This is a genomic window from Streptomyces sp. NEAU-174, assembly GCF_052665095.1.
In genome coordinates, this window is record NZ_JBQTCE010000019.1 from 105191 (window position 1) to 128265 (window position 23075).

The 23075-nt window shown below is 69.9% G+C and carries 28 protein-coding genes; 22 read left to right on the forward strand and 6 right to left on the reverse strand.

Annotated elements, in window-relative coordinates; translation table 11 throughout:
- Nucleotides 1-20: 20 nt before the first annotated feature.
- A complete protein-coding gene (locus ACT2CW_RS40560) occupies nucleotides 21-3260 on the reverse strand; it encodes a BTAD domain-containing putative transcriptional regulator (protein WP_445520217.1) in 3240 nt (1079 codons plus the stop codon).
- 149 nt (nucleotides 3261-3409) lie between these two features.
- The gene (locus tag ACT2CW_RS40565; protein WP_164430609.1) at nucleotides 3410-4003 is read right to left on the reverse strand and encodes a TetR/AcrR family transcriptional regulator; all 594 of its coding nucleotides are present in this window, start codon (nucleotides 4001-4003) and stop codon (nucleotides 3410-3412) included.
- A gap of 128 nt (nucleotides 4004-4131) precedes the next feature.
- On the opposite strand from ACT2CW_RS40565, the gene ACT2CW_RS40570 reads away from it, so the two are divergent.
- A complete protein-coding gene (locus ACT2CW_RS40570; RefSeq protein WP_445520218.1) occupies nucleotides 4132-4419 on the forward strand; it encodes an antibiotic biosynthesis monooxygenase family protein in 288 nt (95 codons plus the stop codon).
- A 31-nt stretch (nucleotides 4420-4450) separates the two neighbouring features.
- A complete protein-coding gene (locus ACT2CW_RS40575; protein ID WP_445520219.1) occupies nucleotides 4451-4849 on the forward strand; it encodes a hypothetical protein in 399 nt (132 codons plus the stop codon).
- Nucleotides 4850-5074: 225 nt separating this feature from the next.
- Here the strand turns inward: ACT2CW_RS40575 and ACT2CW_RS40580 are convergent, their stop codons facing one another.
- A complete protein-coding gene (locus tag ACT2CW_RS40580) occupies nucleotides 5075-5926 on the reverse strand; it encodes a helix-turn-helix transcriptional regulator (protein WP_445520220.1) in 852 nt (283 codons plus the stop codon).
- Between the two features lie 89 nt (nucleotides 5927-6015).
- Here ACT2CW_RS40580 and ACT2CW_RS40585 point away from each other — a divergent pair, with 89 nt between their 5' ends.
- Complete coding sequence (locus ACT2CW_RS40585; protein ID WP_445520221.1) at nucleotides 6016-6822, forward strand: SDR family NAD(P)-dependent oxidoreductase; 807 nt, start codon at nucleotides 6016-6018, stop codon at nucleotides 6820-6822.
- A 107-nt stretch (nucleotides 6823-6929) separates the two neighbouring features.
- Nucleotides 6930-7295 (forward strand): VOC family protein, encoded by a 366-nt coding sequence (locus ACT2CW_RS40590; RefSeq protein WP_445520222.1) that lies wholly within the window; start codon nucleotides 6930-6932, stop codon nucleotides 7293-7295.
- A gap of 72 nt (nucleotides 7296-7367) precedes the next feature.
- Here the strand turns inward: ACT2CW_RS40590 and ACT2CW_RS40595 are convergent, their stop codons facing one another.
- Nucleotides 7368-8735, reverse strand: a complete 1368-nt coding sequence (locus tag ACT2CW_RS40595; RefSeq protein WP_445520223.1) for a hypothetical protein — start codon at nucleotides 8733-8735, stop codon at nucleotides 7368-7370.
- A 200-nt stretch (nucleotides 8736-8935) separates the two neighbouring features.
- Between ACT2CW_RS40595 and ACT2CW_RS40600 the strand changes: the two genes are divergently transcribed.
- From ACT2CW_RS40600 to ACT2CW_RS40625, 6 genes are all read left to right on the forward strand, one after another.
- On the forward strand, nucleotides 8936-9064 hold the full coding sequence (locus ACT2CW_RS40600) for a lasso RiPP family leader peptide-containing protein (protein ID WP_182470555.1): 129 nt from the start codon (nucleotides 8936-8938) through the stop codon (nucleotides 9062-9064).
- A 175-nt stretch (nucleotides 9065-9239) separates the two neighbouring features.
- On the forward strand, nucleotides 9240-11078 hold the full coding sequence (locus tag ACT2CW_RS40605; RefSeq protein ID WP_445520224.1) for an albusnodin/ikarugamycin family macrolactam cyclase: 1839 nt from the start codon (nucleotides 9240-9242) through the stop codon (nucleotides 11076-11078).
- Nucleotides 11062-11355: a PqqD family protein gene (locus ACT2CW_RS40610; protein WP_182470553.1), complete on the forward strand. Its 294-nt coding sequence runs from the start codon at nucleotides 11062-11064 to the stop codon at nucleotides 11353-11355. The genes ACT2CW_RS40605 and ACT2CW_RS40610 overlap by 17 nt, the downstream gene beginning before the upstream one ends.
- The gene (locus ACT2CW_RS40615) at nucleotides 11352-11774 is read left to right on the forward strand and encodes a lasso peptide biosynthesis B2 protein (protein WP_445520225.1); all 423 of its coding nucleotides are present in this window, start codon (nucleotides 11352-11354) and stop codon (nucleotides 11772-11774) included. The genes ACT2CW_RS40610 and ACT2CW_RS40615 overlap by 4 nt, the downstream gene beginning before the upstream one ends.
- Before the next feature lie 86 nt (nucleotides 11775-11860).
- On the forward strand, nucleotides 11861-12982 hold the full coding sequence (locus ACT2CW_RS40620; RefSeq protein WP_445520226.1) for a protein-L-isoaspartate O-methyltransferase family protein: 1122 nt from the start codon (nucleotides 11861-11863) through the stop codon (nucleotides 12980-12982).
- Between the two features lie 1101 nt (nucleotides 12983-14083).
- Nucleotides 14084-14650: a nuclease-related domain-containing protein gene (locus ACT2CW_RS40625; protein WP_445520227.1), complete on the forward strand. Its 567-nt coding sequence runs from the start codon at nucleotides 14084-14086 to the stop codon at nucleotides 14648-14650.
- Here the strand turns inward: ACT2CW_RS40625 and ACT2CW_RS40630 are convergent.
- Both ACT2CW_RS40630 and ACT2CW_RS40635 read right to left on the reverse strand, forming a co-directional pair.
- Nucleotides 14623-15306, reverse strand: a complete 684-nt coding sequence (locus tag ACT2CW_RS40630; RefSeq protein WP_445520228.1) for a YdcF family protein — start codon at nucleotides 15304-15306, stop codon at nucleotides 14623-14625. The genes ACT2CW_RS40625 and ACT2CW_RS40630 overlap by 28 nt on opposite strands.
- 12 nt (nucleotides 15307-15318) lie before the next feature.
- Nucleotides 15319-16128 (reverse strand): GntR family transcriptional regulator, encoded by an 810-nt coding sequence (locus tag ACT2CW_RS40635; RefSeq protein ID WP_445520229.1) that lies wholly within the window; start codon nucleotides 16126-16128, stop codon nucleotides 15319-15321.
- A 162-nt stretch (nucleotides 16129-16290) separates the two neighbouring features.
- Between ACT2CW_RS40635 and ACT2CW_RS40640 the strand changes: the two genes are divergently transcribed.
- From ACT2CW_RS40640 to ACT2CW_RS40695, 12 genes are all read left to right on the forward strand, one after another.
- The gene (locus ACT2CW_RS40640; protein ID WP_359534582.1) at nucleotides 16291-16620 is read left to right on the forward strand and encodes an SCO3933 family regulatory protein; all 330 of its coding nucleotides are present in this window, start codon (nucleotides 16291-16293) and stop codon (nucleotides 16618-16620) included.
- A 3-nt stretch (nucleotides 16621-16623) separates the two neighbouring features.
- Nucleotides 16624-18006: an FtsK/SpoIIIE domain-containing protein gene (locus ACT2CW_RS40645; protein ID WP_445520230.1), complete on the forward strand. Its 1383-nt coding sequence runs from the start codon at nucleotides 16624-16626 to the stop codon at nucleotides 18004-18006.
- Between the two features lie 82 nt (nucleotides 18007-18088).
- Entirely contained in the window at nucleotides 18089-18283 is a 195-nt protein-coding gene (locus tag ACT2CW_RS40650; protein WP_445520231.1) for a hypothetical protein, read from the forward strand.
- Nucleotides 18284-18361: 78 nt separating this feature from the next.
- Nucleotides 18362-19021 (forward strand): DUF2637 domain-containing protein, encoded by a 660-nt coding sequence (locus tag ACT2CW_RS40655; protein WP_445520232.1) that lies wholly within the window; start codon nucleotides 18362-18364, stop codon nucleotides 19019-19021.
- Nucleotides 19022-19036: 15 nt separating this feature from the next.
- Nucleotides 19037-19219, forward strand: a complete 183-nt coding sequence (locus tag ACT2CW_RS40660; RefSeq protein WP_445520233.1) for a mobile element transfer protein — start codon at nucleotides 19037-19039, stop codon at nucleotides 19217-19219.
- Nucleotides 19220-19242: 23 nt separating this feature from the next.
- Complete coding sequence (locus ACT2CW_RS40665; protein WP_445520234.1) at nucleotides 19243-19515, forward strand: hypothetical protein; 273 nt, start codon at nucleotides 19243-19245, stop codon at nucleotides 19513-19515.
- A gap of 3 nt (nucleotides 19516-19518) precedes the next feature.
- Nucleotides 19519-19767, forward strand: a complete 249-nt coding sequence (locus tag ACT2CW_RS40670; RefSeq protein WP_445520235.1) for a hypothetical protein — start codon at nucleotides 19519-19521, stop codon at nucleotides 19765-19767.
- A gap of 92 nt (nucleotides 19768-19859) precedes the next feature.
- Entirely contained in the window at nucleotides 19860-20045 is a 186-nt protein-coding gene (locus ACT2CW_RS40675; protein WP_445520236.1) for a hypothetical protein, read from the forward strand.
- A gap of 5 nt (nucleotides 20046-20050) precedes the next feature.
- Complete coding sequence (locus ACT2CW_RS40680) at nucleotides 20051-20248, forward strand: hypothetical protein (RefSeq protein WP_445520237.1); 198 nt, start codon at nucleotides 20051-20053, stop codon at nucleotides 20246-20248.
- 91 nt (nucleotides 20249-20339) lie between these two features.
- On the forward strand, nucleotides 20340-21734 hold the full coding sequence (gene repSA, locus ACT2CW_RS40685) for a replication initiator protein RepSA (RefSeq protein WP_445520238.1): 1395 nt from the start codon (nucleotides 20340-20342) through the stop codon (nucleotides 21732-21734).
- Nucleotides 21731-21919 carry a helix-turn-helix domain-containing protein gene (locus ACT2CW_RS40690; RefSeq protein ID WP_232639523.1) on the forward strand — a complete coding sequence of 63 codons (189 nt, stop codon included), beginning with the start codon at nucleotides 21731-21733 and terminating at the stop codon, nucleotides 21917-21919. Before repSA ends, ACT2CW_RS40690 begins: the two co-directional genes overlap by 4 nt.
- Nucleotides 21919-23064 (forward strand): site-specific integrase, encoded by a 1146-nt coding sequence (locus ACT2CW_RS40695; protein ID WP_445520239.1) that lies wholly within the window; start codon nucleotides 21919-21921, stop codon nucleotides 23062-23064. Before ACT2CW_RS40690 ends, ACT2CW_RS40695 begins: the two co-directional genes overlap by 1 nt.
- Nucleotides 23065-23075 lie beyond the last annotated feature (11 nt).

Sequence of the window (23075 nt, forward strand, 5' to 3'; positions counted from 1 at the left end):
GGAAGCCAGTGTCACCTCGTTCAGGAAGCGAGCGTGACCTCGGCCAGACGGGCCCAGTTGGTGCGCGTCCCGTCCCGCGTCGCCTCGGCGAACTTCGCTTCGCCGAGGCGGCACCGCGCGGCCCGCTCGATCCGGGCCAGGTCCGGGTGGGCGCGGTCCCGCAACCCGCGTACGCCCGTGCTCGCCGCGAGCAGCCGCGCGGCCTGCTCATGCTCGCCGCGGCGCAGGGCCAGGTCCGCGACCCCGACGAGCACATGCGCGATCAGCAGCGCGTGACCCACCTCGACCGCAGCCTCGCAGGCCGCCGCGCGGTGCGCCCGGACCTCGCCGAGGTCGTCGGCGAGGTAGCCGAGCAGGTCGTGCCTCACCGCGCGGATGTCCGCCCGCTCCGCGTCGTCGCCCAGCATGCCCGTCGCGAGGCCGAGTTGCCGGTGCGCCTCCTCGGCGTCGCCGTCCCACCGGGCGAGCTCCGCCCTCGCGAATGCCAGCTCGGCCAGCGCGTCCGGCCAGGTGACCCGCTCCGCACAGCGCCGCGCCTCGGCGACGGCGGCCGCGCCGGCGTCCTTGTCGCCCAGCAGCCAGTACAGCTGCGCCTGCCGGGACCGCATCCGGATGACGTCCTCGGTGGCACCGACCTCGCTGACGACCGCGATCGCCTGCTCGTAGTGCTCGCACGCACCGGCGAAGTCGCCGCGTACGGCGAGCAGGTTCGCCAACTCGGTCAGGGCGAGCGAGATCCCGTACCGCTCGCCGAGCGCCCGGAACTCGGTGAGCGCCGCCTCCAGGTACGCCTCGGCGGTGGGGCTGCCCTGCCGGTCCTGGCTGTCGCGGCCGTCCTGGTCCTGCCGGTCCCGGACTTCCCGGCCATCTCGCCCGTCCCGTCCGTCCCTGCCGAACACGATCCGCATCTTGCCCATGTGCCACCGGGCCAGCGCGCGCACCCAGGGGTCCTCGTCGTCCAGCAGCGGTGCGAACGCGGTCAGGGCCGCTTCGGGCGCGTGCAGCATGCGTTCCAGCACCGCGATGAACTTCACCCCCGGGTGGTGGTGGCCGCGCCGGCTGAGCCGGTGCGCCTCGTGGATCCACTCCGCGGCCTGGCGCTCATCGCCCCGCCCGGAGGTCACGAAGTGCACGATCAGCGCGTACACCAGGGCCCGTACGTCGTCGGGCACCTCCCCCGGCGTCCTGGTGGCCGCGGTGAGCAGCTCCAGGCCCTCGGTCCTGCGCCCGCCGAGCCACCAATACCAGCCCGCGCCCGCCGCGAGCCGCATCGCCGCCCCCGCCTCGCCCGCCGCGAGCGCGCCGCGCATCGCCGCGCCGATGTTGTCGTGCTCGGCCTCGAGCGTGGCCAGCCACTCCACCTGCTCGGCCCGGCGCAGCCACGGTTCCGCGGTCTCGGTGAGCTCGGTGAAGTGGGCGAGATGCGCCTGGCGCGCCAGGTCCGACTCCCCCGCCTCCGCGAGCCGGTGCCCGGCGTACTCCCTGATCGTGCCGATCATGCGGTAGCGCGGGGTGCCGCCGCCCTCGGCGACCAGCAGCGACTTCTCGGTCAGCGCGGTGAGCAGCTCCAGCACCTGGTGCCGCTCGACCCCGTCGCCCGCGCAGACCCGTTCGGCGGCCTCCAGGCTCGCCCCGCCCGAGAACACCGAGAGTCTCCGCAACACCATCCGTTCGGCGTCGGTGAGCAGCTCCCAGCTCCAGTCGACCAACGCGCGCAGCGTCTTGTGCCGCGGCAGCGCGGTGCGGCTGCCGCTGGTCAGCAGGCGGAACCGGTCGTCGAGCCGGTGGGCGAGCTGATCGATGGACATGGTACGCAGCCGGGCCGCGGCCAGTTCGATCGCCAGTGGCATCCCGTCCAGCGCCCGGCAGACCCGCACCATCGTCGCCAGCGTATGGGCATCGGCCGCGAGGCCCCGGCGCACCGCCCCGGCCCGGTCCCGCAGCAGCTGAACGGCGGGCGAGGCCCCGATCTCCCCCGGGCCCGCGTCCCCCTCCGGCAGGGCCAGCGGCTCGACCGGCCACAGCGCCTCCCCGGTGATGCCGAGCGGTTCCCGGCTCGTCGCCAGGATCCGCAGCCGCCGGCACTCCCCGAGCACCCGGTGGGCGAACACCGCCGCCGACTCGATCACATGCTCGCAGTTGTCCAGGATCAGCAGCGCCTCCCGCTCGCGGACCGCGGCGATGAGCCGGTCCGTCAGCTCCGCGTTCGGGGCCGCGCCGAGCAGGGCGTCCCGCAGGCCGAGACCGGTGAGCGCCGGCTGCGCCACATCGCCGTCCGCGCCGATGGCGGCGAGCTCCACCAGCCAGGCCCCGTCCGGCGGTTCGCCCTCGCCGAGCAGCGTGCGCGCGGTCTCCGTGGCCAGCCGGGTCTTTCCCGCGCCGCCCGGCCCGATCACGGTGGTGAGCCGGTGCTCGGCGATCAGCCCGCGGACCGCGGCGACATCGGCGCCACGGCCGACGAAGCTGGTCAGCTCGGCGCGCAGGTTGCTCTTACGGTTCGCTTCCTCCCGCCCCGGTCTGCCATGCCCCAACTCGCCCCGCAACAGCGCGACATGCAACGCGGCCAGCTCCGGCGAGGGGTCGACGCCCAGCGCGTCGGCCAGCGCCTCCCGCGCGCGCTGGTACACCCGCAGCGCCTCGCTGTCCCGACCGGCCGCGACGAGGGCGCGCATCAGCGCGGCGACGAGCCGTTCCCGCACCGGGTGCGCCGCCACCAGGTCGGTCAGCTCCGCCACCAGCTCCGCGCCGCGCCCGAGGGTGACCTCCGCCTCGGCCCGCTCCTCCGTGGCGGTCAGCCGCAACCCTTCGAGCCGTACGACCGCGGCCTCGAACGCGGCGCTGTCCTGTGGACCGACGTCCTGCATGGCCGCACCGCGCCACAGTTCGAGGCCCTCGCGCAACAGCCGCACCCGCCGGGCCCCGTCCTCGGCGCGGGCCCGGCCCGCGCCGACGAGCCGTTCGAACCGCACGGCATCCACGGCATCGGGCTCCACCAGCAGCCGATAGCCGTCCGGCTGCCCCTCGATCACCCCGCCCGGCAGCGCCTTCCGCAGCCGGGAGACCAGGCGTTGCAGGGCGTTCGCCGCATCGGCGGGCGGCCGCTCCCCCCAGATCCAGTCGATGAGCGACGCCTTCGGGACCACCTGCCCCGGCCTGAGGGCGAGGGCGACCAGCAGTCCGCGCAACCGCGCCCCCGGCACGTCGGCCGAGCCGCCGTCGTCCGTGCGAACTTCGAGTGGCCCCAGCATCCCGATCTGCACCCGCTGATTTTGCCACGGGCGTGTCGCGGGCCATCCGCGTCGCGAGCCGTCCCGTATCGCGAGCCATCCCGCGCCGCGAGCCATCCCGGGCCGCGAGCCATCCCGGGCCGCCAACGGCCGAACAGCGAGGAACGGCCGAACAGCGAGGATCAGCGACGCTCGTCCTGGGGGCCATCCCCGGAGTTGCCGTGCGGGAGGCCGAGGATGATGTCGCCGGCGCGGGCGATGACCGGAGCGCGCGTGGTGCCGGGGTGGTCGGCGGCGAGGAAGTGGCTGCCGATGGCCGTGCAGAAGGCGAGCAGGGCGCGGGCCTCGACCTCCTCGGGGTCGTCGCAGAAGGTGCCGATCGCGTCGCGCGCCAGCTGAATGCGTTGGTTGTCCACGCGGCGCAGGCGCTCGGCGACGGCGTGGTCGCGGCGGGCCCAGTCGCGGATGGCCAGATCGATGGGCAGCAGGCGGTCGCTGGAGAAGGTGAGCCGCCCGGCCAGGCGGACCTTGTCCCGGGCGTCGCCGCCCTGCCGCTCGACCTGGTCGATCACATCGTCGACGCTCTCGCGCTCCCAGGTGTCCAGCATCTCGGCCAGCAGTGCGTCGCGGTCGGCGAAGTACCCGTAGAAGCCGCCCTTGGTCACCCCCAGCGCCTTGGCGAGCACCTCGACCCGCACCGCGTCCACACCGCCCGCGGCCAGCGCCCGCAGCCCCTCCTCCACCCACTTCTCGCGCGGTGTGCGCAATGCGCCCATCTGTGGTCCACCTCACCCTGTCAGGCCTGTTGTACGGCGCCGTACAACAGGTCTAGCCTCGCGTTGTACGGCATCGTATAACCCAAATCATAAAACTCGAGTCGTAGAACCCGAGAGGGGACACCGTCATGTCATTCGGTTTCGTCGCCTTCCACTACCCGGCCCCCGAGCACCGCGAGGAGTTCGTCGCCGAGTGCCACCGGGTCGCCGAGGCGATGCGACGGCAGCCGGGCTTCGTGTCCGTCGGGGTCTGGGGCACCCCGGACGGCGTTGCCGTCGTCACCACCGGCGCGTTCGAGTCCGAGGACACCTTCCGGGCGACGGCTGGCCTCGCCCGCGAGATGGGCGCGACGCCCGACGGCCTGAGCGACCTGGAGGTCAGGCCCCGCGAGGTCCACTTCCTCGTGTCGCGGTGAGCACAGGGGAGGATCGGGGCAGGATCGGGGCATGTGCGCACCGCCCCCGTTCGGGGAGAAGCTGCGGGCCGAGCTGTCCGGCACACCGGTGGTGGTCAAGGGCGTGCCCGGGGGCGTGGGTCAGGCGGTTCACGAGGTCGTCCAGCTCGGTCCGTACCGCCGATGGCACCGTGCGGCCGAGCGCCCGGGCGAGCCCGAGGAAGGAGCCGATGTCTTCTGTCGTGGGGCCGGACCAGACGGAGAGGAGGCCGACTGGCGGTGGGGCACGGCGACGGCCCGCCAGCGACTCGTCCACCGTCTCGGGATCGTCGGCCGGATGACCGTGAACGGCGGCGAGCTCGAGCATCTGGGCCGACTCGCCATGGCCATGCGCGACGCGATGCTCACCCGGTGGCCCGCGCTTCGGCCACTGCCATCGCGACGGCCCTAAGCAGGTCGGAGGAAGTCCACTACGGTTCGGGCAGCGCCCCGAAGGGGCGCGGGGCTGTGTCGATGTGCGGCTCCGCCGCGGCTGTGTCGATGTGCGGCTCCGCCGCGTGGGCGCGACCAGCCACGATGCGGCCGCAGACGCACGACGGCATCTCGTGACACTTCCCGCGGAGCGCCTAGCCCTGGCCCTCTCGACGGCCCTACCCCAAGCCCTTGCACAACGCCGTCAACCGGGTACGTCCATGCGCTGGGTGCCGATCACCGACAGCAGCCGCAGGGCCTCCTCCGCCGGGGAGCCGGGATCGGCCGTGTAGATCACGACTCGCTGGTCCCGGTCGGCGATGTCCAGGACATCGCAGTTGAGGGTGATGGGGCCGATCAGGGGGTGCCGAAAGGTCTTCCGCGGGGCGGGTTCGACCGACATCTCGTAGGCGGCCCACAGCCGGGCGAACTCCGGGCTGCCGGTGAGCAGGTCATTCACCAGCGTGGCCACTTCGGGGTCGTCGGGGTAGCGGGCGGCGGCGGCCCGCAGGTGCCGGGCCGCCGTACGGCCGAAGATTTCCATGCCGGACGGGCTGTACCACTGCCGCTCCCCCACTCGCGAGTCGAGGAAGGTACGGCGCAGGAAGTTGCGCTCGTGCCGGGGCAGGGCGGAGAAGTCCTCCAGCAGGGCGGCCGCCAGGTCGTTGTGGCCGATCACCTCATAGGCCGCGGACAGTACGAGTGCCGCAGCGTGCGGCAGCCGTCGCAGCAGGTCCAGGACGCTCGGGCGCACCTCGCGGGAGGGTCCCGACGGCGGGGCGGGCGGGGCCCCGGCGAGGTAGTGCAGATGGGCGCGCTCGGCGTCCGACAGACGCAGGGCACGGGTCAGACCGGCCAGCACCTCGCGCGAGGGGCGCGGGCCCCGGGCCTGCTCCAGCCGCGTGTAGTACTCGGTCGAGATGTACGCCAGCTGCGCCACCTCCTCGCGCCGCAGCCCCGGGGTACGACGCCGCGGCCCGGCGGGCAGCCCCACATCAGCGGGGGTGATCCGCTCGCGCCTGCTGCGCAGGAAGCCGCCCAGCTCTCGCCTGTCCATGTCCCCGAGTGTGCACGGGGCCGACGAAGCCGATCCAGGTACCGCCGGTGCCTGGTTGGGGGCGTGCGGCCGGACACAGGCTCATCGGCATGGACAACACACGGACCACCGCCCCCTCCACCCCCGCCCCGACGGCTCTGCTGACCGGCAAGGTCGCCTTCATCAGCGGCGCCGGCCGCGGCATCGGCGCCGCCGCGGCGCGGCTGTTCGCCCGCGAAGGCGCTCGCGTACTGCTCGCGGCCCGTACGGAGGACCAGCTCAAAGCGGTGGCCGACCAGATCCGCGCGGCGGGCGGCACCGCGGAGTACGCGGTGTGCGACCTGGCCGACGCGACAAGCGTGCGCGCCGCCGTCGACCGCACCGTGGAGGTGTACGGCCGGCTCGACGTCGCCTTCAACAACGGGGCCATCGGCACGCGTCGGATCGGCCCCATGGACCAGGTGCGGGAACCGGACTTCGACGAGCAGTACAGCGTCAACCTCAAGGGCGTCTGGCTGGCCCTGGCCGCTCAGGTCGCCGCGATCAGGACGACCGCCGGCACGGGCGCCATCGTCAACACCTCGTCCGTCGGCGGCTGGAGGGGCAACCCGGTACTGCCCGCGTACAGCGCGATGAAGCGAGGTGTCCACAGCCTCACCGAGTCGGCCGCCGTCGCCTACGGCCCGGAAGGCATCCGCGTCAACGCCATCGCCCCCGGTACCACGCTGACCGAGATGATGCGCGGCTGGGAAACGGAATCACCAGGCGTCATCGACCAACTCAACGCCCGCACCCCACTGCGCCGCGCCGCCGAGCCCGAGGAAGTCGCCGAGACTGCCGCCTGGCTGCTGAGCGACCGCGCCTCCTACGTCACCGGAGTGGTCCTCCCCGTCGACGGCGGCATGCAGGCCTCGTGAGCCGAGGCAGCGGTCTGGCTTCCGCTCCCAGCGGGCGGCGACGCAGGCGTCGGCAGGACCTCTAGGGTGTGCGTCCCGAAGGTCCATCGATCGGCCCCGGAGGTGCCATGCCCCCGCAGATGAAGTTGCGTGCGATAACGCTCGATTGCCCTGACCCGCTGGCTTTGGCGGCGTTCTACCAGCAGGCCACGGGCCTCGAACCGCACCCGAAATCCGATGCCGACTTCGCCGGTCTCACCTGTGAGGACGGCCTCTTCATCGGCTTCCAACGGGTCGACGACTATCGCGCTCCCCGCTGGCCCGAACAGAGCGTTCCCCAGCAGTTCCACCTCGACTTCGCCGTTGACGACCTGGATGAGGCCGAGGCGCGACTGCTGGAGCTGGGCGCGAGCAAGCCGGATCACCAGCCAAATGACAGGTGGCGGGTCCTCACGGACCCGGCTGGGCACCCCTTCTGCCTGGTCAGGGGCTGATTGCGGCGTGCTCGATGACGGCGGCCTGGCTCTTTACCGCTGCGTCGCGCCAGCGCTTCCAATGAGTAGCGATCAGGTTGTGGCAAGGAACTCCATGGCCCGCTCATCCAGATCGGCCGCACAGCGCACACCGCGGGCGCGGAACCGAGCGAGCCCACTGCGCATCCGACTCACAGCCTTGCGGGTGCGGACGGACCGCACACCGTCCATGTGGTCCATCGCCCGGTTCCAGGTGGCACACGCCTGCTCGATGCTGCCGTTCTTGAGCTGCATCTCCGCGCTCGCCACCAGGTCGAGGGCGACGATTCGCGCATAGCCCGCCGGGCGGGATGCGGCGGCCCGCGCGTACTGCTCCGCTGCGTTCCGTCGATCGCCCAGCGTCTCGTAGACCTTCGCGTTGCGCGAGTAGACCGACGCGGCAGGCGGGCCCCAGGCGAGAGCCCAGAACGGCACCTCATCTCCACAGTCGGCGGCAAGGAGAGTACGCGCCCGCTCGGCCTCAACCACGGCCGCCTGCCTCTGCCGGGACTTGGCCAGGGTGTGGGCGTGCACGACCCGGAAGAGAGATTCGGTCTGCACGTCTACCTTGCCCTTGGCGCGGTTCAGCCCGGTCTCAGCAAGGGCCTGGCAGTGCTCGGGCCGGTGCAGCTTGAGCCCTTGCATGGCCATCGTGCGCATCACGAACCCATCGTGCCCGGGAACACCGGACTCGACGGCGAGCGCGTAGGACTGGAGGTAATAGCGCTGGGCGAGGCCCTGCTGTCCTGCGTCGTAGGACTTCCAGCCGAGCAGGTGCACACCGCGACTGGCGGCGGAGAGCATCTGCTGGCGGATCTCGTCGGTTCGAAAGCGGCTTCTGCACAGGTGGGCGACGTCATCGCGCAGGTACTGCACCAGGGCGCTGCGACCGTGCTGTCCGCCGTGGCGTTCGTCCATCTCGGAGAAGAGCCGGACCATGTCGCGGACCGCAGCAACTTCGACCATGCCGATGGTCTGACCGGCGCGGGCGGCGGCAGTGCGGTCGGCGATCTCTTGGACGTACGACAGGGGCAGGCCGGCGGCGGCGACCGAGTAAGCGGAGGTGCTGAGGAAACGGCGCCGGTTCAATTCGTGGCTCCACATCGGTAGCAGGGCGTCCAGCGGATCCTCGCCGAGGGATAGTCCGAGGCTTTCATCCCCCTCTTCATGTGGCACGAGCCCCAGATCGTGAAGGGTCAGCAGACGGCCGAGCCGGCGGGAGAGTGCCACAGCGAGATAGCGGCCGGTATCGCCCGCGGGGACGACACCGCTGATCCAATGCTCGATGGTGGACTTGTTGGTCCGTAACGCCGCCCCACACTCGGCGGCTACGGCGCGCACCTGCTTGGCCAGGGCCTCGTACGTCAGCCCGGACTCGGCGACCAGGTCCCTCAGCTGGTGATTCGGCGTGCGCTTGGTCATGAGTACCTGCCCCGTATACCCGATATACCGCTTTGCCTGCTGGACACCGTACCGCCGACGCCCCGGCCTGAGTTGACTGGTTGTCAGGGTCGGGAGGTCGGGAAGTTACGGCTCCCCGGCCCCGGCCGCGTGGCCAGGTACGACGTCCACAGCGCGCCCATTCCCGGGTGCGAGGGACGGAACACATGAAGGTAGGAATCATGAACACGCAGACCACCGCCCCCGTGTACACCGCTCCGGTCGTCCTGGACGCCGGTGACGTCGTCAAGGTGACGCTGGGCACGAACAACTTCGACACCGCCGACGACACCCAGTACAAGAACGCCTGATCCATCGGCTGCCTGGGGTCGGGCGAAGGTGCGCCGCAGCCCGGCCCCAGGCGGACTTGAACGGGTGTCGGGGCTTCGGTAGGACCGTGTTGGGGCACGGCCGCCAGCAGCCCGGCGCCCGTTCCGTTTCGACGTTTCGACCACCAAGAGCGATAGCGACGAGAGCGGGCTGCTGATGCGGTGGAGCACAGGATGGTACGGAGCGAGCCGACACGATTGGCTGCCGAGGAACAGAAAGCCCGTACCGGGCCTGGACGCGGCATGGACCGTGGGCTGGGCCACCGGCCAAGTACGGTCGGCAGGCTCCGGCCCGCTGGCACTGGCAGTCATCGGTGACTGCGGCGCCGACGACCAGCAGTTGCACCAGGCACTGACAACCGTGCGGGCAAGAAACTGGGCGGCGCTGACCCGCTGGCCCGGCTCGTATCTGACGATCGCACGCAGCGGCGAATCCCTGGCGGTATTCGGTGACCTGGCCTGCCAACACTCGGTGTATTGGCGGAGTGAAGGCACAGGAACGTGGTGGTCGACGTCAGCCGGGGCGCTGGCCGCCCTGGACGGGGCGCCGTTCGATCCGACCGCTCTCGCCGCTCACCTGGCTCTGGCACAGCCGGATGTCTTGGGGCGTCGGAGCCTGTTCCGCGCAGTGAGCCACGTGCCGACCGGACACCTGTTGCTGATCACTCCCGACGGGGCGAACACCATTCGCTATGAGCCGGTCGACTACCAGCCGATCAGCCTTCCAGACGCCGCGCCACGGGTACGGGCAGCCCTGAGCGAAGCGGTCGATACGCGCCTGGATGGCATGCGAGCGGTGAGCGCGGACCTGGCCGGGCTGGACTCCACAACGCTGGCATGCCTCGCTGCCCGGCGCGGGCCCGTCACCGCAGTGACCTTCGCCGATGCCCGGCTGAGAGATGACGATCTCTCTTACGCGGTGCGCACCGCTGCCGCGGTACCAGAGCTCACCCACCACGCAGTGCCCGGCCGCGACGAGACCGTGTATTACAGCGGTCTGGACGACCTGTCCGCGCTGCCCCTGACTGACACGCCCAACGCGTATGCGGTCACGGCCAGCATCAAGCGGGCCGTGCTGGAGGCGGTGGTCGAACGCCAGTCGACGACGGTGCACTTCACCGGAGCGGCCGGAGACGCCGTGCTGTCCGCGCCCTCCTCCTACCTGTCCGATCTGCTTCGAGACCGACAGCACCGACGGGCTCTCGTGCACGCGCACGCCCACGCCCGACTGCGGCACGTCTCCCCACTGACCGTGCTGCGGCGCGCCCGCCCGGCCGCGCACGTCGGCCTGGCCGGCGCCTGGCTGCAGACTGCCACCGAACTGCGCAACAATCCCCGTGAATGGATACCGCAGGCAGAACGCCCCGTCGCCTGGACACCTCTGCTGGCCACCGCTGACTGGATGAGCCGCGAGGTGCGCCACCAGCTCGCCGAGGCCCTCGACATCGCCGCCGGTGAGCTGCTGGAGGAACCCCGGCATCTGGCGGCGTGGACGGACCGGCAAGACCTGGCACGGCTAGGAGCAGATACGGTCGGTTTGCGTGAACTCGCCCGCGCTGACCTCGGTGCGGAGATCGCCGCCCCCTTTCTGGACAACGAAGTCATCCGGGCCTGCCTTGCTGTTCCCGCCGATCAGCGTGGCGCACCTGGCCGGTACAAGCCGCTGCTGGGCGAGGCATTCGCCCGCACCGGTCTGCTACCGGACTTCGTCCTGTTCCGTGCGACCAAGGGTGGCTTCAACGCGCTCGCCTATGCAGGACTCACCCAACACGCGTCGGTCCTCTCCCACCTGCTCGGGCCCTCCTCCCGCCTCTCTGCCGCCGGACTGATCAGCCAGCCTCCCGTGGAACGCGTGCTGCGGCGCGCCGCAGCCGGGCAGCCGACCGCCCAGGGCGCCCTGCACCTGGCCGTCAGCGCCGAGGTCTGGCTGCGGCAGATGGAGACCACGACCGCCGCCTCATGGTGGGAGGTGGTCGACCATGTGGCAGCTGCGTGAAGGAGCCCATGCGGTACTCGCCGACGAAGGCGGCGCAATCCTCGACGAGCGCACCGGCCGATGGACCCTTCTGACCGCCACAGCATCCGCCGCAGTCATGGTCTTGCTGGCCTCCACCACCGAGGACCAGGCCGCCGGGCAGTACGCCACCCGCTACGGCATCGACGCCGCTCGGGCAACCACCGACGTCCACGCCGTCGCTCACGCCCTCACCGCGCGGGGACTCGCCATCACCGAGCACGCACACCATCGCCGCTGGTGGGGGTGGCTGCGATGACGAGCATGGAGGCGTACTCCACCACCCGGGCCGGAACCTTCCCCGAAAGATGCGCCGCGGCCGCGGGCCTCGCGCTTGCTCTGGTGCTGCTGCGGCTGCCCTTCTGCTTCACCGTCCGCGCGGTCCGCTTGGCACGTCGGGTCGGCTGCCGACGGCTGACGGCCGCACAGGCCGACGCCCTGATCACGGCGGTCAGGCACGCCGGCCGCTTGTGGCCGGGGCGGGCGGCATGCATGGAGACATCGCTCGGCGCGGTCCTGGCCGCCGCGCTACTTGGCCGCCGACTCAACTGGTGCCTGGGCGTGCGGTTCTCCCCGCCACCGGTCGAGTACCACGCCTGGGCCGAGCTGCCCGGCCATGGGCCGGTCGGCGAGTACACCGAGGCGGGCTGGCACCACCACACCGCCCTGACGATCTGATCCCGGCACCGGCCGCTGGGCGTGTCCTACACCCGCCCGGACCGGTTCTCGCAAACGAGTCCCCCATCTCCTCGAAGGAGTGAACAGTGGCCACCATCGCCGACATCGCTGAAACCGTTCCCGAACGCCACTACACCCACCACGAAGGGCGCGGCGCCACCCCGCACCGCTCCAACCCGGTCGTCATCCACCGCGAGCTGACCACACTTGATGTCCACCCCGGCATGAACGTCGCCGAGTTCGGCACCGGCTCCGGCTACTCCGGCGCCCTACTCGCCCAGCTCGTCGGGCCCACCGGTCAGGTGACCAGCCTCGACATCGATCACTACCTGACCCGTTGGGCCAACCTCATCCACCACGAGCGGGGCCTGCGCAACGTCCGCTGCTACACCGCCGACGGTACGGCCGGCTTCCCGGCCCGAGCTCCCTACGACCGAATGGTGGCCTGGTGCACGCCGCCGCTGCTGCCCGAGACATGGGTGAACCAGATGGTCGACTGCGGGTTGATGGTGGCCCCGCTACCGATCGCAACGGTGCCGAACATGACGGTCGTCGCCAAGGTCCGTATCCGTAACGGCCGGCCGGACGTTGAGGCCATCTTCACGGGCGGATACATCGAGGCGACCGCCTCTCCAAAGGGGGATCTCGACCTGCCGGGACGGTGGGTGGACTGGGAGAACCGCGTACCCGCACCGTCCTGGATCTCCATCGCCTGGCGAGAGAAGGACAACTGGCGGAACAACGGTGCCCGCACCACCCTGCATCGGCTGCTGAAGGACGCGCACACCGAGCCGTACGACGGACCTGAAGTGGACTGGCCGTCCTGGCGCACCTTCGTCGCGGCCAAGGGCAACCCGTACGTGACCATGGCTGGCTTGAGCCCGGACCTGTGGGCACTGGGACACTCGACGCCGGCCACGGCAGCTGTCATTCAGCAGAACGGCGTGATCTTTGCTGACTGCCGTGACTCCCCATCTCTGACAGTGCTGCGCGACTGGCTCTCCGAATGGGAATCAGCAGGGCGCCCAGCCCCCGAGGCCCACACCCCGATCCTGGTCAGACGTGACGACGGGCAAGGTCCGACTGGCTGGGACCTACGGCTCATCGGCGCCTCCGGAATGCGCGCCGGTAACTCGGCTACTGCCTCTCTGGGACCGTCCGGACTCCATGTGGACTCCGGGCATGAGCCTGCCCCCCGATTCGACTGAATCAGGGGGCGGCGATACCGCCTCTCACCTGCGGTCAATCACGGTGGGCGCAGACGGGTTCGAACCGCCGACATCTGCCTTGTAAGTTCGGCTCGCGGTCCATCCGGCGCCTGTTTGGCGGCTACTGCCTGCGGTCGCCATGGCTGTGCTGAGTCGTCGTTGTCCGCTGACATCCGTGCTTGTTGATGTCAGGTGTGGATGTCAGCCTTCCCGCACTCCCCACCTCAACCCACCACCCTCCCCAGCTCCCATCCCGTCGCCGTCGTCCCACACACCGTGGAGCGGGCGTGGTTCAGGGGCGTCAAGGTGGAGCGCGCCACTGTACGAACGACCTTGACGCCCCTGGGCCACGTCTGCTCGGCTCTGCCTGGGACGACGGTGACGGGATGGGAGCTCCCGCGTACGCCACGATGGACCTGCGGGCGCAGACGGAGCCCCCGCCATCCCGGACCCCGAGCGCCCCCGCCGGAGGCATCGTCTCTGGCCTGAGGCTGGCCGATCAGGTCTCAACACTCGGCCCCCGGCCTCCCCGCCCGTGGGCGCGCGTCGGCGGACGGTGCGCGGCGCGGGCCGGAGGCAGGAGCAGAGCGCGACCGGGAGCCGGGAGCGCGCCCGGCGAAGCGGAGCGCAGCCGGGGGCCTTGATGAGGTAGAGAAACCTGTAACAGCTCGCCCTGGTGATGCGGTCTTGTCGATCTAGCCTTCGGCTGCTGGCATATCTGTGGGACAGCGCGCATAGGGGGCGGAGCGATCAATGAGCGATCTCACGGTGAATCCGTGGAAGCGACACGGCAAAGATCGGCTCTACGTCAACCTCCCGGACGGCACAGCAGTCGCATGGGCAGACCGAGCGACGAAGGTTGTGACGATCAAGGTACAGAAGTATCGGGATGAGGCGTTAGCCCTGCTCCGGCGACACCTTGGTGACGGGATCACGGTTGACTCCATACCTTCCAGTGCCCCAATAGCGAGTCCTGCGCTACCCGTTCGACAACCCGATCATTCGGCTCCGAGACGCCGCGTGGAACGGCCAGTCTCCCTGCCGCCCCTCTCCCCAGGTGAGGATCTGGCGAGGAACCGTCCCGGCGCCAGCCTCCTTGGGATGATTGCTGAGCGGGGCCCATCCACAGCCCAGCGGCTATGGGCGAAGGTCCTGCGGCAGTCCTCGGAGTGGGACAGCTGGTACACCGGGCTTGAGGGAGAGCGTCGGGTCGGTCGAGAGTTGGCACGCCTGTCCCCGCTCGGCTGGCGAGTTCTTCACGGCATCGAAAAGAGCAACGGCGGCGACATCGATCACTTACTGATCGGCCCCGGAGGTGTGTTCAACATCAACACCAAGGCTCACCGGGGCGCCTCGGTCTGGGTTGGCGACACCATGGCCAGAGTCAATGGTGGACAGCCACAGCCCTATGCCGCTGCAAGCAAGGCGGAAGCCCAGTACGTACGAGGGGTGCTGGGGCGGTATTGCGACTTCGCCGTGGCTGTGGAGCCGGTTCTAGTCTTCGTCGGTGTCGAGTCCTTGCGCCGTGCCGCCACGCAGTTCACCGTGCGGATCTATCAAGAGCGAGAGGTGTCGGCCCTTGGTCCTCTCACCGGCAAGCTCACCCCCGAACAGGTGGAACAGGTGTACGCCGTGGCCCGTCACCGCCGTGTCTGGCTCAAAGCCTGACCTTGGTCATCGAGCAGAAGGCGACTCGTGAATCCATGTCGGCACAGCCGCTCGTACGCCTCGATCACATCGTCTGGCACCTGCTGGCTGATCATGAGGCCCTGCCCTGGATAGATCAGCAGTCGCTGTAGCGCCCCCACCAACATGTCGATCACCAAACGGGCGTCACCGATGGAGTCAACGTACTCGTCCAGCGTCATCGGACTGGACGCACTGACGATCTCGACTTCGGGCCAGAGTTTGCGCGCTGTGGCGTACGACCGTCGTTCCTCATACGGCTTGCTGATCAGCAGTATGGAAGAGACGTCGGCGCTGGATTCTTCAAGCAGCGCCTTCGAGAACCGGATGTTCTCACCGGTGTTCCTTGCGTGAGGCTCCAGAAGCACGGCCGAGCTGGGGACCCCAAGCGCAAGCGCTCGCTCTCGGTAGTGGACTGCCTCCCCTCGCGGCATGCGCTCCCGAGTGGTCGGACTGGTGGCCCCCGTGAACACGAGGAGCGGAGCCATGCCGCGCTCGTACAGGCTCACGGCGGTATCGGCTACGCCAAGGTCATGGCTACCTAGGCCGATCGCGACCGAACAGGGCTTCGGAGCGTGATGCATCTGGTGGTAGTCCCAGACGAGCCGCGTGTCTTTCCATGCCTGGGCCGAGATCACTCGTCGTTTCCTTCACTTGGCACCGGGGGCTCCTTCATCGGTCTTCTGGGCTGTGGAGTCAGGCACCTTGAAGTCGTACTCCCAGGCGAACCGCGACGCGGAATGCACGCCAATGGCGAATTCGACCACGGTACCGTCAGCCGTATAGGTCGTTCGATGCAGCTCGACAACGGGTTCCCCCGGTGGCAACTGGAGCAGCTTCACCTCATCCGACGTGGGGACGCGGGCAAAGATCTCTTCCTTCATGTGGTCGATCTCGTACCCCGCGTCATACAGCACCCGGAAGCCGCCGCCCCGTCCGGCCGGGCCTGGACTCGGGTCCACCAATCGGGTGCCCTCGACGTGCTCCGGCCGGTAATAGCTGGTCAGCGTGTGCGTCGGCTGCTCGCCTTCCTTCACGAGCCGCGCCCGCGCGTACACTGGCGCCCCGATGGGCAAGCCGTGCGCGGCCGCCACTGCTGGTGATGCCTCAACGCGGCTGACGGTCTGGGTCTGCTCGCCACGGCGGTAGGCGCGCCCAGTGGCCACGCGGTCCGCGATAAATGCCACCTCGTCGCCATCGCGCCACTTGGCCTTGTCGTATCGAGCGATGCCGAGTCGCTTGAGCGGGGTTTGCTGGCGTACGACGGTGCCGTGACCTCGCGATGAAGTAACCAAGCCTTCGGCCTCAAGGGCTTTGTAGGCCGCGTGGACCGTGGACTTCGATCCTTCACCTGCCTCAACGAGCTCCCTGATGTGCGGGAGCTGCTGGCCCGGTGCGTACTCGCCGCTCCTGATTCGCTCGGCCAGCCTGTCTGCCAGCTCTCGCCATTTGGGTGCCATTTAGAACTCCTCTCGACAGACCCAGTCAAACATAGTCCCAGGACTGTTGACAGTCCTAGGACTGCGTGCCATCGTCTTACTTGTTCGGCCGCAGTCCTAGGACAGCGGCTGAGTGAGGGCCCTTCTTTGGGCTGTTCCGATGCTGCAAGACAGGGAGTATGAATGCCGTCCTTCAAGATCGACACTTCGACCGCTGTGGTGTTCGTCGCGACCGCGCCGACGCACAAGATGAAGAACAAGAAGACCGGTGAGATCGCCGTGGACAACCAGACGGGCGCGAAGATGATGACCGTGGGTCTGCTCATCTCCGACGAGGGTGAGGGGAACCTCTACCAGGTGTCCGTGCCCGAGACGGGCATCCCGGAGGGGTTGACCCCGGGTACGCCGGTGTCGGTGACCGACCTGCGGGCGCGGGACTGGGAGAACACCTTCAACGGTGAGACCCGTCACGGCATCGCGTTCCGCGCGGTCGCGATCACCCCGGGGGCCTGAGTCGTGTCGGACCTGGTGACGCTGCTGGAGATCGGCACCCCGCTGGCCGGGGCTGCTGGGGGTCTGGGGTACGCCCGTGCCAAGGCGCCGGCGGTCTACTGGTCGCTGGTGGGGATGCCGATCGTCCGCACGCGGTTCGCGTTCACCTACCGCACCACGATGGACGTGTGCGGCCTGACGGTCGCCCCGTCCCGGCTCCGCGCCTTCCTCTCCCGCACGGTCACTTGTAGCCGTGAGGCTCAGCCGGTGCCGCCGAAGGTCCGCCGGGTCCGCTCGACCTCGACCGGGTTGCGGGTGACGCTGCGACTGCCCGCCGGCATGGAACCGGCCGACATCGCCGCCGCCTCCAACCGGCTGCGCCACGCCTGGGGTGTCCACGCCGTGCACGTGGTGGAGGGCAAGCCCGGCACGGTGGAGCTGCGCATGACCGGCTACGACGTACTGCGTCGGGTGAAGATGCCGCGCCGGGTACCGCGTCGTCCGATGGTGATCCCGGTGGCGCGTCGGGAGGATGGGGCGGTGTTCTTCCGGGACTACCGGGCGATACCGAACGGGCTCATCCTCGGAGCGAACCAGTCGGGCAAGTCCATGCACCAGCGCAACCTGATCAAGGGACTCGCCGAACGCCCGGTCGCGCTGGTGGGGATCGACTGCAAACGCGGTGTCGAGCAAGCCCCGTACGCCCCGCGTCTGTCGGCGCTGGCCACGAACCCGGAGGAAGCATCGGGCCTGGTTGATGCCCTCGTGGGCGAGATGGAAGACCGCTTCGACCTGCTCAAGGAACACCAGGGCATCACCGCTGGCACCCCGGACGCGGAGATCACCTCCGACATCTGGGGACTCCCCGCGGACAAGCGCCCGGTCCCGATCGTGGTCCTGATTGATGAGGTGGCCGAGCTGTTCATGGTCGCCACGAGGAAGGACGAAGAGCGCCGGGATCGTATGGTCACTCAGTTGATTCGCATCGCTCAGCTCTGCCGGGCGGTCGGCATCTACCTGGAGATCTGCGGGCAGCGCTTCGGTTCCGAGCTGGGCAGGGGCGCCACCATGCTCCGCGCGCAGCTCACCGGCCGTGTGGTCCACCGTGTCAACGACAAGCAGACAGCAGAGATGGGCCTGGGCGACATCGCACCGGAAGCGGTGTCGGTCGCGACCACGATTCCGCCGGACCGCCCCGGCGTGGCCGTGGCCGGCGACACCTCCGGCGGCTGGTCCCGCATCCGCACCCCCGAGATCAGCATCAGTGAAGTCGCTGCCGTCTGCCGCCAGTTCGCGCACCTGACCCCGGATATCCCCGCGATCGCCGCCTGGCGCCCGGTAGCACCGGCCATCTCCGGCTCGACGGATACTCCGTCGCTGGTCAAGCCCAAGCCGGTCACCGAGTAATACCCCCTCGCACCACGGTCGGCGCGACCGCATCGCGTCAGGTCCCTACCACCGCCATGCCTGAAACACGGGAGTGATCGTCATGGCCGCACGGAAGACCACCACCGCCCGCCGCACCACCAAGAAGACCACGGCCCCGGCCAAGTGCTCCACCTGTAAGGGGTCCGGCGAGGTCGCCACTGAGGTCCGCGTCGGCCGTGGTCGCCGGAAGACCGGCCAGTACCAGACCGGGCTCTGCCCCGACTGCTTCGGCTCCGGCCTCGCCTCTTCGTCCTGAACACCGCGCCGGCGCCGGGCGGCTGCCCACCGCATTCCGCCCGGCCCTCGGCCCGACACCCGAAAGGAGGTGACCACCATGTTCCGCTCGCTCCGACTCGACCCGGTACTGATTCAAGCCCTCATCGCGGGCGCGCTGTCCTTCGCTCACCTGCATGACTTGGCCGAAGCGGCCGGACAGCACGGCTGGAAAGCCTGGGCCTACCCCGTCTCGGTTGACCTGCTGCTCGTCGCGGCATGGCGCCGGATGCGCGCCCTGCGGGCTGCTGGTGCCGACTCTGCCCGTGCTGCCTGGTGCTGGTTCATCATCGCGCTCGCCGCGTCGCTGGGGGCGAACATCGCCACCGCCGGACTGCTGGACATGAACCACATCCCGGCCGTGCTGCGCATCATCGTCGCCGGCTGGCCCGCGCTGGCCTTCCTCGGGGGCACCCTCCTGGCCCACACCCCCGCACCCGCCGGCACCCCGGCTCCCGATCCCGTCCCGGCGGTGTCGTCCGATCCGGAACCGGCCCCTGACATCACCGTGGATCGCACTCCGGAGCCCGCCCCCGAACTGCCCGCACCGGCCCCCAAGGCGCCCGCCGTGCAGGTGCCCCCGGCCCTGATCGAGCTCGCACGCAAGATCGCCGACACCCACCGCGCCACCACTGGCGCCCCGATCGACACCGACACCTTGCGCACCCGACTGAACGTCCCGGCCCAGATGGCCGAGGTCATCGCCGCCCAACTCACCTGAAAGGAAAACCCATCCGTGCGTCCGCACCGCTTCCGCGACGTGATCCGCGTCGGTCCTGTCCAGGTCGGCACCCACAACACCTACCGGGGCCAGGTCAAGCACACCGCCGCCTGCACCGCTCCCGGCTGCGGCTTCTCGGCCGACTACCCCGACCGCACCGCCGCCGAACTCGCCGCCCGCACCCACCGCTGCACCTGACCACAGAAAGGAGGTGACCCCCGATGCGGCACCCCGACGCACAGCTCAGGGCCGGGCACCGCCCCGCGCACCTGATCCCGCCCGGTGTCGACCCGCGCAACGTGGTTGTCGTCCAGGCCCCCGCCCGCTCCTACGCCGGGCCGATCCTGCTCACCATCACGATCACCAGCGGCATCGTCGTCGTCATCATCGTCGCCGCCATCACCTTCCAGATGGCCATGGCCGCCGCCGCTGCCGCCGTCCCCACCGTGGGCGGCGCCGGCGTCACGATCCGCCTCGCCAAGAAGGGCCGATAAGCCATGGGACTCCGCGATCTGCTCTCCAGCAAGAAGGAAGAGGCCCCGGCCAACCCCGCCATGGCCGAGCTGGGCCGGGAGTACGCCAACGCCAAACGGCACGGCGACCGCAAGACCGTGCGCCGGATCGCCCGGCAGTTCGCCGAGCAGTCCAACGGCGACACCGACGCCGCGTCCTTCGAGCACGGCAAGACCACGTATGAGGCCATCCCGCCGGGCTACTCCAAGCCCCGGCGCGGCCGCCGCCGCTAACCGGCCCCCGGGACGGCTCCGTCGCCAAACAGTCCCGTCCCGGGCGCCTCGCCACCTTCCAGATCCACCGGACCCGAAAGGGAATCACCATCATGCAGCACACCCATGCCCACACGCGCCCCTGCCCGGCCTGTGGCGGCTTCCCCGTCGTCGCCGTCACCGCCGGTGGTCGGCACCTCGACGGCTCCCGCGTCACCATCCGCGTCACCTGCCCCGGCTGCAAGGGCACCGGCACCGCCACCCCCGCCCGCACCACCCTCACCCGGGCCGGGAAGTGATCGCCGTGACTGACCTGACCCCCACCCCGAGCACCCCGGGCCTGCACGTCAGCAAGCCCTCACCGTCCGCCCCCGCCCAAGGGTCAGCCGTCTGCCATTGCGGCGCCACCGCCACCGCCACCGGCGATGCCCAGGTGCTCCGTCTGGTCCAGGGCTGGGAGGCCAACCACGGCCCCGCCCACAACAAGGGGGGCAACCAGTGAACGTCACTGCCCCCGCCGGCTCGCGGGTCCTGGATCTGTTCTCCTGCTCCGGCGGCACCGCCTTCCTGACCGCTCGGCAGGAGGTGTTCGTGTGACCGATGCCGCCACCATGGCGGGTCTGGACCCGGCCACCCTCAACGATCTGCTGAGGCTGGCCGGGTCCCCGGACCTCGACCGCATCCAAGACCAGATCCGTCGTACCGGGGGTTGCTCCGACCCGATCCACCTCGCCGGCTCCACCAAGACCCTCGACTCCACCACCGGCACGGTCCTACACCACTACAGCACCGACACCGAACCGGGGGGACGACTGCGCATCGCTTGCGGCAACCGCCGCGCATCCCGCTGCCCGGCCTGCGCCTGGACCTACGCCGGCGACACCTACCACCTCATCCGCGCCGGACTCGTCGGCGACCCCACCAAAGGCACCCCCGACACCATCCGCGACCACCCGCGGGTCTTCGCCACCCTCACCGCACCCAGCTTCGGCCCCGTCCACAACCGCCCCGGCAACCGGCCCTGCCGATGCGGCACCCACCACCCCGAAGACGCCCCCGAACTCGGCACCGCCATCGACCCCGGCACCTACGACTACACAGGCGCCGTGCTGTGGAACAACCACGCCTCCGACCTGTGGCGCTACTTCACCATCTACCTGCGCCGCGAGATCGCCAAGCGAGCCGGGCTCACCCAGAAAGCCGCCCGTGAGCAATCCCGGCTCTCCTTCGGCAAGGTTGCCGAATACCAAAAACGCGGCGCCGTCCACTTCCACGCCGTGATCCGATTCGACGGACCGGACGGGCCCGACACTCCGCCCCCGCACTGGGCCGGCATCGGCCTGCTCACCGACGCCATCCACGCAGCCGCCGCCCGCGTCGTCGTCGAGGTGCCCCCGGCCGGCGAGCATCCCGCCCGCATCCTGCGCTGGGGAACCCAACTCGACGTCCAGCCCATCGGCGCCTTCGGCAACGGTGAAGAGATCACCGAACAGGCCGTGGCCTCGTACGTGGCCAAGTACGCCACAAAAGCAGCCGAGACCACCGGAACCGTGGACCGCCGCGTCGGCAACAAGGAAGCCCTCATCCTGCTCGAGGTGCCCGACCACCCCCGCCGGCTGATCGAGGCATGCATGGACCTGCACAAGGTCTACCCGGACCGCAAGCTCCTCGACTGGGCCCACATGCTCGGCTTCCGGGGCCACTTCTCCACCAAATCCCGCCGCTACTCCACCACCCTCGGCGCACTCCGACAGGCCCGCGCCGACTACCGCGCTGCCCAAGAGCGCCGCGAACGCGGCTTGCCCGACCTCGACGACCACCCCGAGGCAACCACCCTCGTCGTCGCCCACTGGACCTACGCCGGCCACGGCCACACCCCCGGCGAAACCTGGCTCGCCGCCAACATCCGCCGCGACATCGCCGACGCCCGCGAAACCGCCCGCCAAGCCCTGTCAGACCTACAAGCCCAGGAGGGGGACACCGCATGACCGCCGACACCGAAGACCTGCTCACCGTGCCCGAAGTGATGATCCGCCTCCGGCTCGGCCGCTCCAAGGTCTACGACCTGATCCGCTCCCGCCGACTCCCCTCGATCACCATCGACCGGGCCCGGCGCATCCCCGCCAGCGCCGTACGCGGCTTCATCGCCAACAGGCTCGAGGAGGCTGCCTGATGGCCGCTCAGCGCAAGCGCAACCCCAACGGGGCCGGAACCATCACCAAGCGCAAAGACGGCCGCTACCAGGCCGCTGTGTACGTGCTCCAACCGGACGGCACCCGGGCACGCAAGTTCGCGTACGGCAAGACCTGGGCCGAATGCGACGCCAAGCGCCGTGTGTTGCTGGCCAAGGTAGACGGCGGCATCGCCGTGCCGACACGGTCAGCCAAGCTGAGTGAGTGGTTGCCGTACTGGCTGGAGCACATCATCAAGCCTCGCCGCTCTCGGACCACTTGGGCGAAGTATGAGACCCACGTGCGGCGCTACTTGGTGCCCCAGCTCGGGAAGAAGAGCCTGGAGCGGCTGAGCGTGCGGGACGTACGGACAGCCCTGAAGACGATCGCTGCCGCGTCCTCGTCGGCCACCGCCAAGGAGTCGCACAAGGTGCTGCGGTCGGCGTTGTCGGCAGCGTGTCGCGAAGAGCTGATCACGCGCAACGTGGTGACGCTAGTTGAGGCGCCGAAGGTGGACCCCTACGAGGGTCAGTTGTGGACGCTGGAAGAGACGCTTGCGTTCATCCTCACCGCACGCCGTGACCCGCTCTACGCGGCCTTCATGCTGGCCATCGGACTCGGGCTACGGCGCGGGGAACTCGTCGGCCTGCGGTGGCAGGACATCGACTTCGACGGCCGGACACTCACCGTGCGCAAGCAGCGTCAGCGGGTCCGGGGCGAGAACTACGAGGCCGACACCAAGAACCGCCGCAAGAGGACGCTCCCCCTGCCCGTGCTGTGCATCGCGCCGCTTCGGTGGCAGCGCATGCGGCAGCACGCCATGCGGGTCAAGGCAGGGGCCGACTGGCACGGGACGGACCTCGTGTTCACCACCCGGACGGGACGCTCCATCGAGGGCAGCAACGTTCTTCGGTCGTTCCACCGGCTGAGTGCCAAGGCGGGTGTGCCCCGCATCCGGGTGCACGACGCTCGCCACGGTGCCGCTACCCTGCTCGCGACGGGCAACGTGCATCCCCGCGTCGCCATGGAGATCCTGGGCCACAGCAAGATCAGTGTCACGATGGATGTCTACACCCACGTGCCGGACGCGCTGAAGCGGGAAGCGATCGCCCACATGGATCGGATGCTCGGCCGCCGCCGACGTTGATGTCATCTGCG

Excerpts from the sequence above, each read along its gene's own strand:
- ACT2CW_RS40565 (WP_164430609.1), bottom strand. The coding sequence starts at position 4,003 with ATGGGCGCATTGCGCACACCGCGCGAGAAGTGGGTGGAGGAGGGGCTG.
- ACT2CW_RS40570 (WP_445520218.1), top strand. The coding sequence starts at position 4,132 with ATGTCATTCGGTTTCGTCGCCTTCCACTACCCGGCCCCCGAGCACCGC.
- ACT2CW_RS40575 (WP_445520219.1), top strand. The coding sequence starts at position 4,451 with ATGTGCGCACCGCCCCCGTTCGGGGAGAAGCTGCGGGCCGAGCTGTCC.
- ACT2CW_RS40580 (WP_445520220.1), bottom strand. The coding sequence starts at position 5,926 with ATGGACAGGCGAGAGCTGGGCGGCTTCCTGCGCAGCAGGCGCGAGCGG.
- ACT2CW_RS40585 (WP_445520221.1), top strand. The coding sequence starts at position 6,016 with ATGGACAACACACGGACCACCGCCCCCTCCACCCCCGCCCCGACGGCT.
- ACT2CW_RS40590 (WP_445520222.1), top strand. The coding sequence starts at position 6,930 with ATGCCCCCGCAGATGAAGTTGCGTGCGATAACGCTCGATTGCCCTGAC.
- ACT2CW_RS40595 (WP_445520223.1), bottom strand. The coding sequence starts at position 8,735 with ATGACCAAGCGCACGCCGAATCACCAGCTGAGGGACCTGGTCGCCGAG.
- ACT2CW_RS40600 (WP_182470555.1), top strand. The coding sequence starts at position 8,936 with ATGAACACGCAGACCACCGCCCCCGTGTACACCGCTCCGGTCGTCCTG.
- ACT2CW_RS40605 (WP_445520224.1), top strand. The coding sequence starts at position 9,240 with ATGCGGTGGAGCACAGGATGGTACGGAGCGAGCCGACACGATTGGCTG.
- ACT2CW_RS40610 (WP_182470553.1), top strand. The coding sequence starts at position 11,062 with ATGTGGCAGCTGCGTGAAGGAGCCCATGCGGTACTCGCCGACGAAGGC.
- ACT2CW_RS40615 (WP_445520225.1), top strand. The coding sequence starts at position 11,352 with ATGACGAGCATGGAGGCGTACTCCACCACCCGGGCCGGAACCTTCCCC.
- ACT2CW_RS40625 (WP_445520227.1), top strand. The coding sequence starts at position 14,084 with ATGATTGCTGAGCGGGGCCCATCCACAGCCCAGCGGCTATGGGCGAAG.
- ACT2CW_RS40635 (WP_445520229.1), bottom strand. The coding sequence starts at position 16,128 with ATGGCACCCAAATGGCGAGAGCTGGCAGACAGGCTGGCCGAGCGAATC.
- ACT2CW_RS40640 (WP_359534582.1), top strand. The coding sequence starts at position 16,291 with ATGCCGTCCTTCAAGATCGACACTTCGACCGCTGTGGTGTTCGTCGCG.
- ACT2CW_RS40650 (WP_445520231.1), top strand. The coding sequence starts at position 18,089 with ATGGCCGCACGGAAGACCACCACCGCCCGCCGCACCACCAAGAAGACC.
- ACT2CW_RS40655 (WP_445520232.1), top strand. The coding sequence starts at position 18,362 with ATGTTCCGCTCGCTCCGACTCGACCCGGTACTGATTCAAGCCCTCATC.
- ACT2CW_RS40665 (WP_445520234.1), top strand. The coding sequence starts at position 19,243 with ATGCGGCACCCCGACGCACAGCTCAGGGCCGGGCACCGCCCCGCGCAC.
- ACT2CW_RS40670 (WP_445520235.1), top strand. The coding sequence starts at position 19,519 with ATGGGACTCCGCGATCTGCTCTCCAGCAAGAAGGAAGAGGCCCCGGCC.
- ACT2CW_RS40675 (WP_445520236.1), top strand. The coding sequence starts at position 19,860 with ATGCAGCACACCCATGCCCACACGCGCCCCTGCCCGGCCTGTGGCGGC.
- ACT2CW_RS40690 (WP_232639523.1), top strand. The coding sequence starts at position 21,731 with ATGACCGCCGACACCGAAGACCTGCTCACCGTGCCCGAAGTGATGATC.
- ACT2CW_RS40695 (WP_445520239.1), top strand. The coding sequence starts at position 21,919 with ATGGCCGCTCAGCGCAAGCGCAACCCCAACGGGGCCGGAACCATCACC.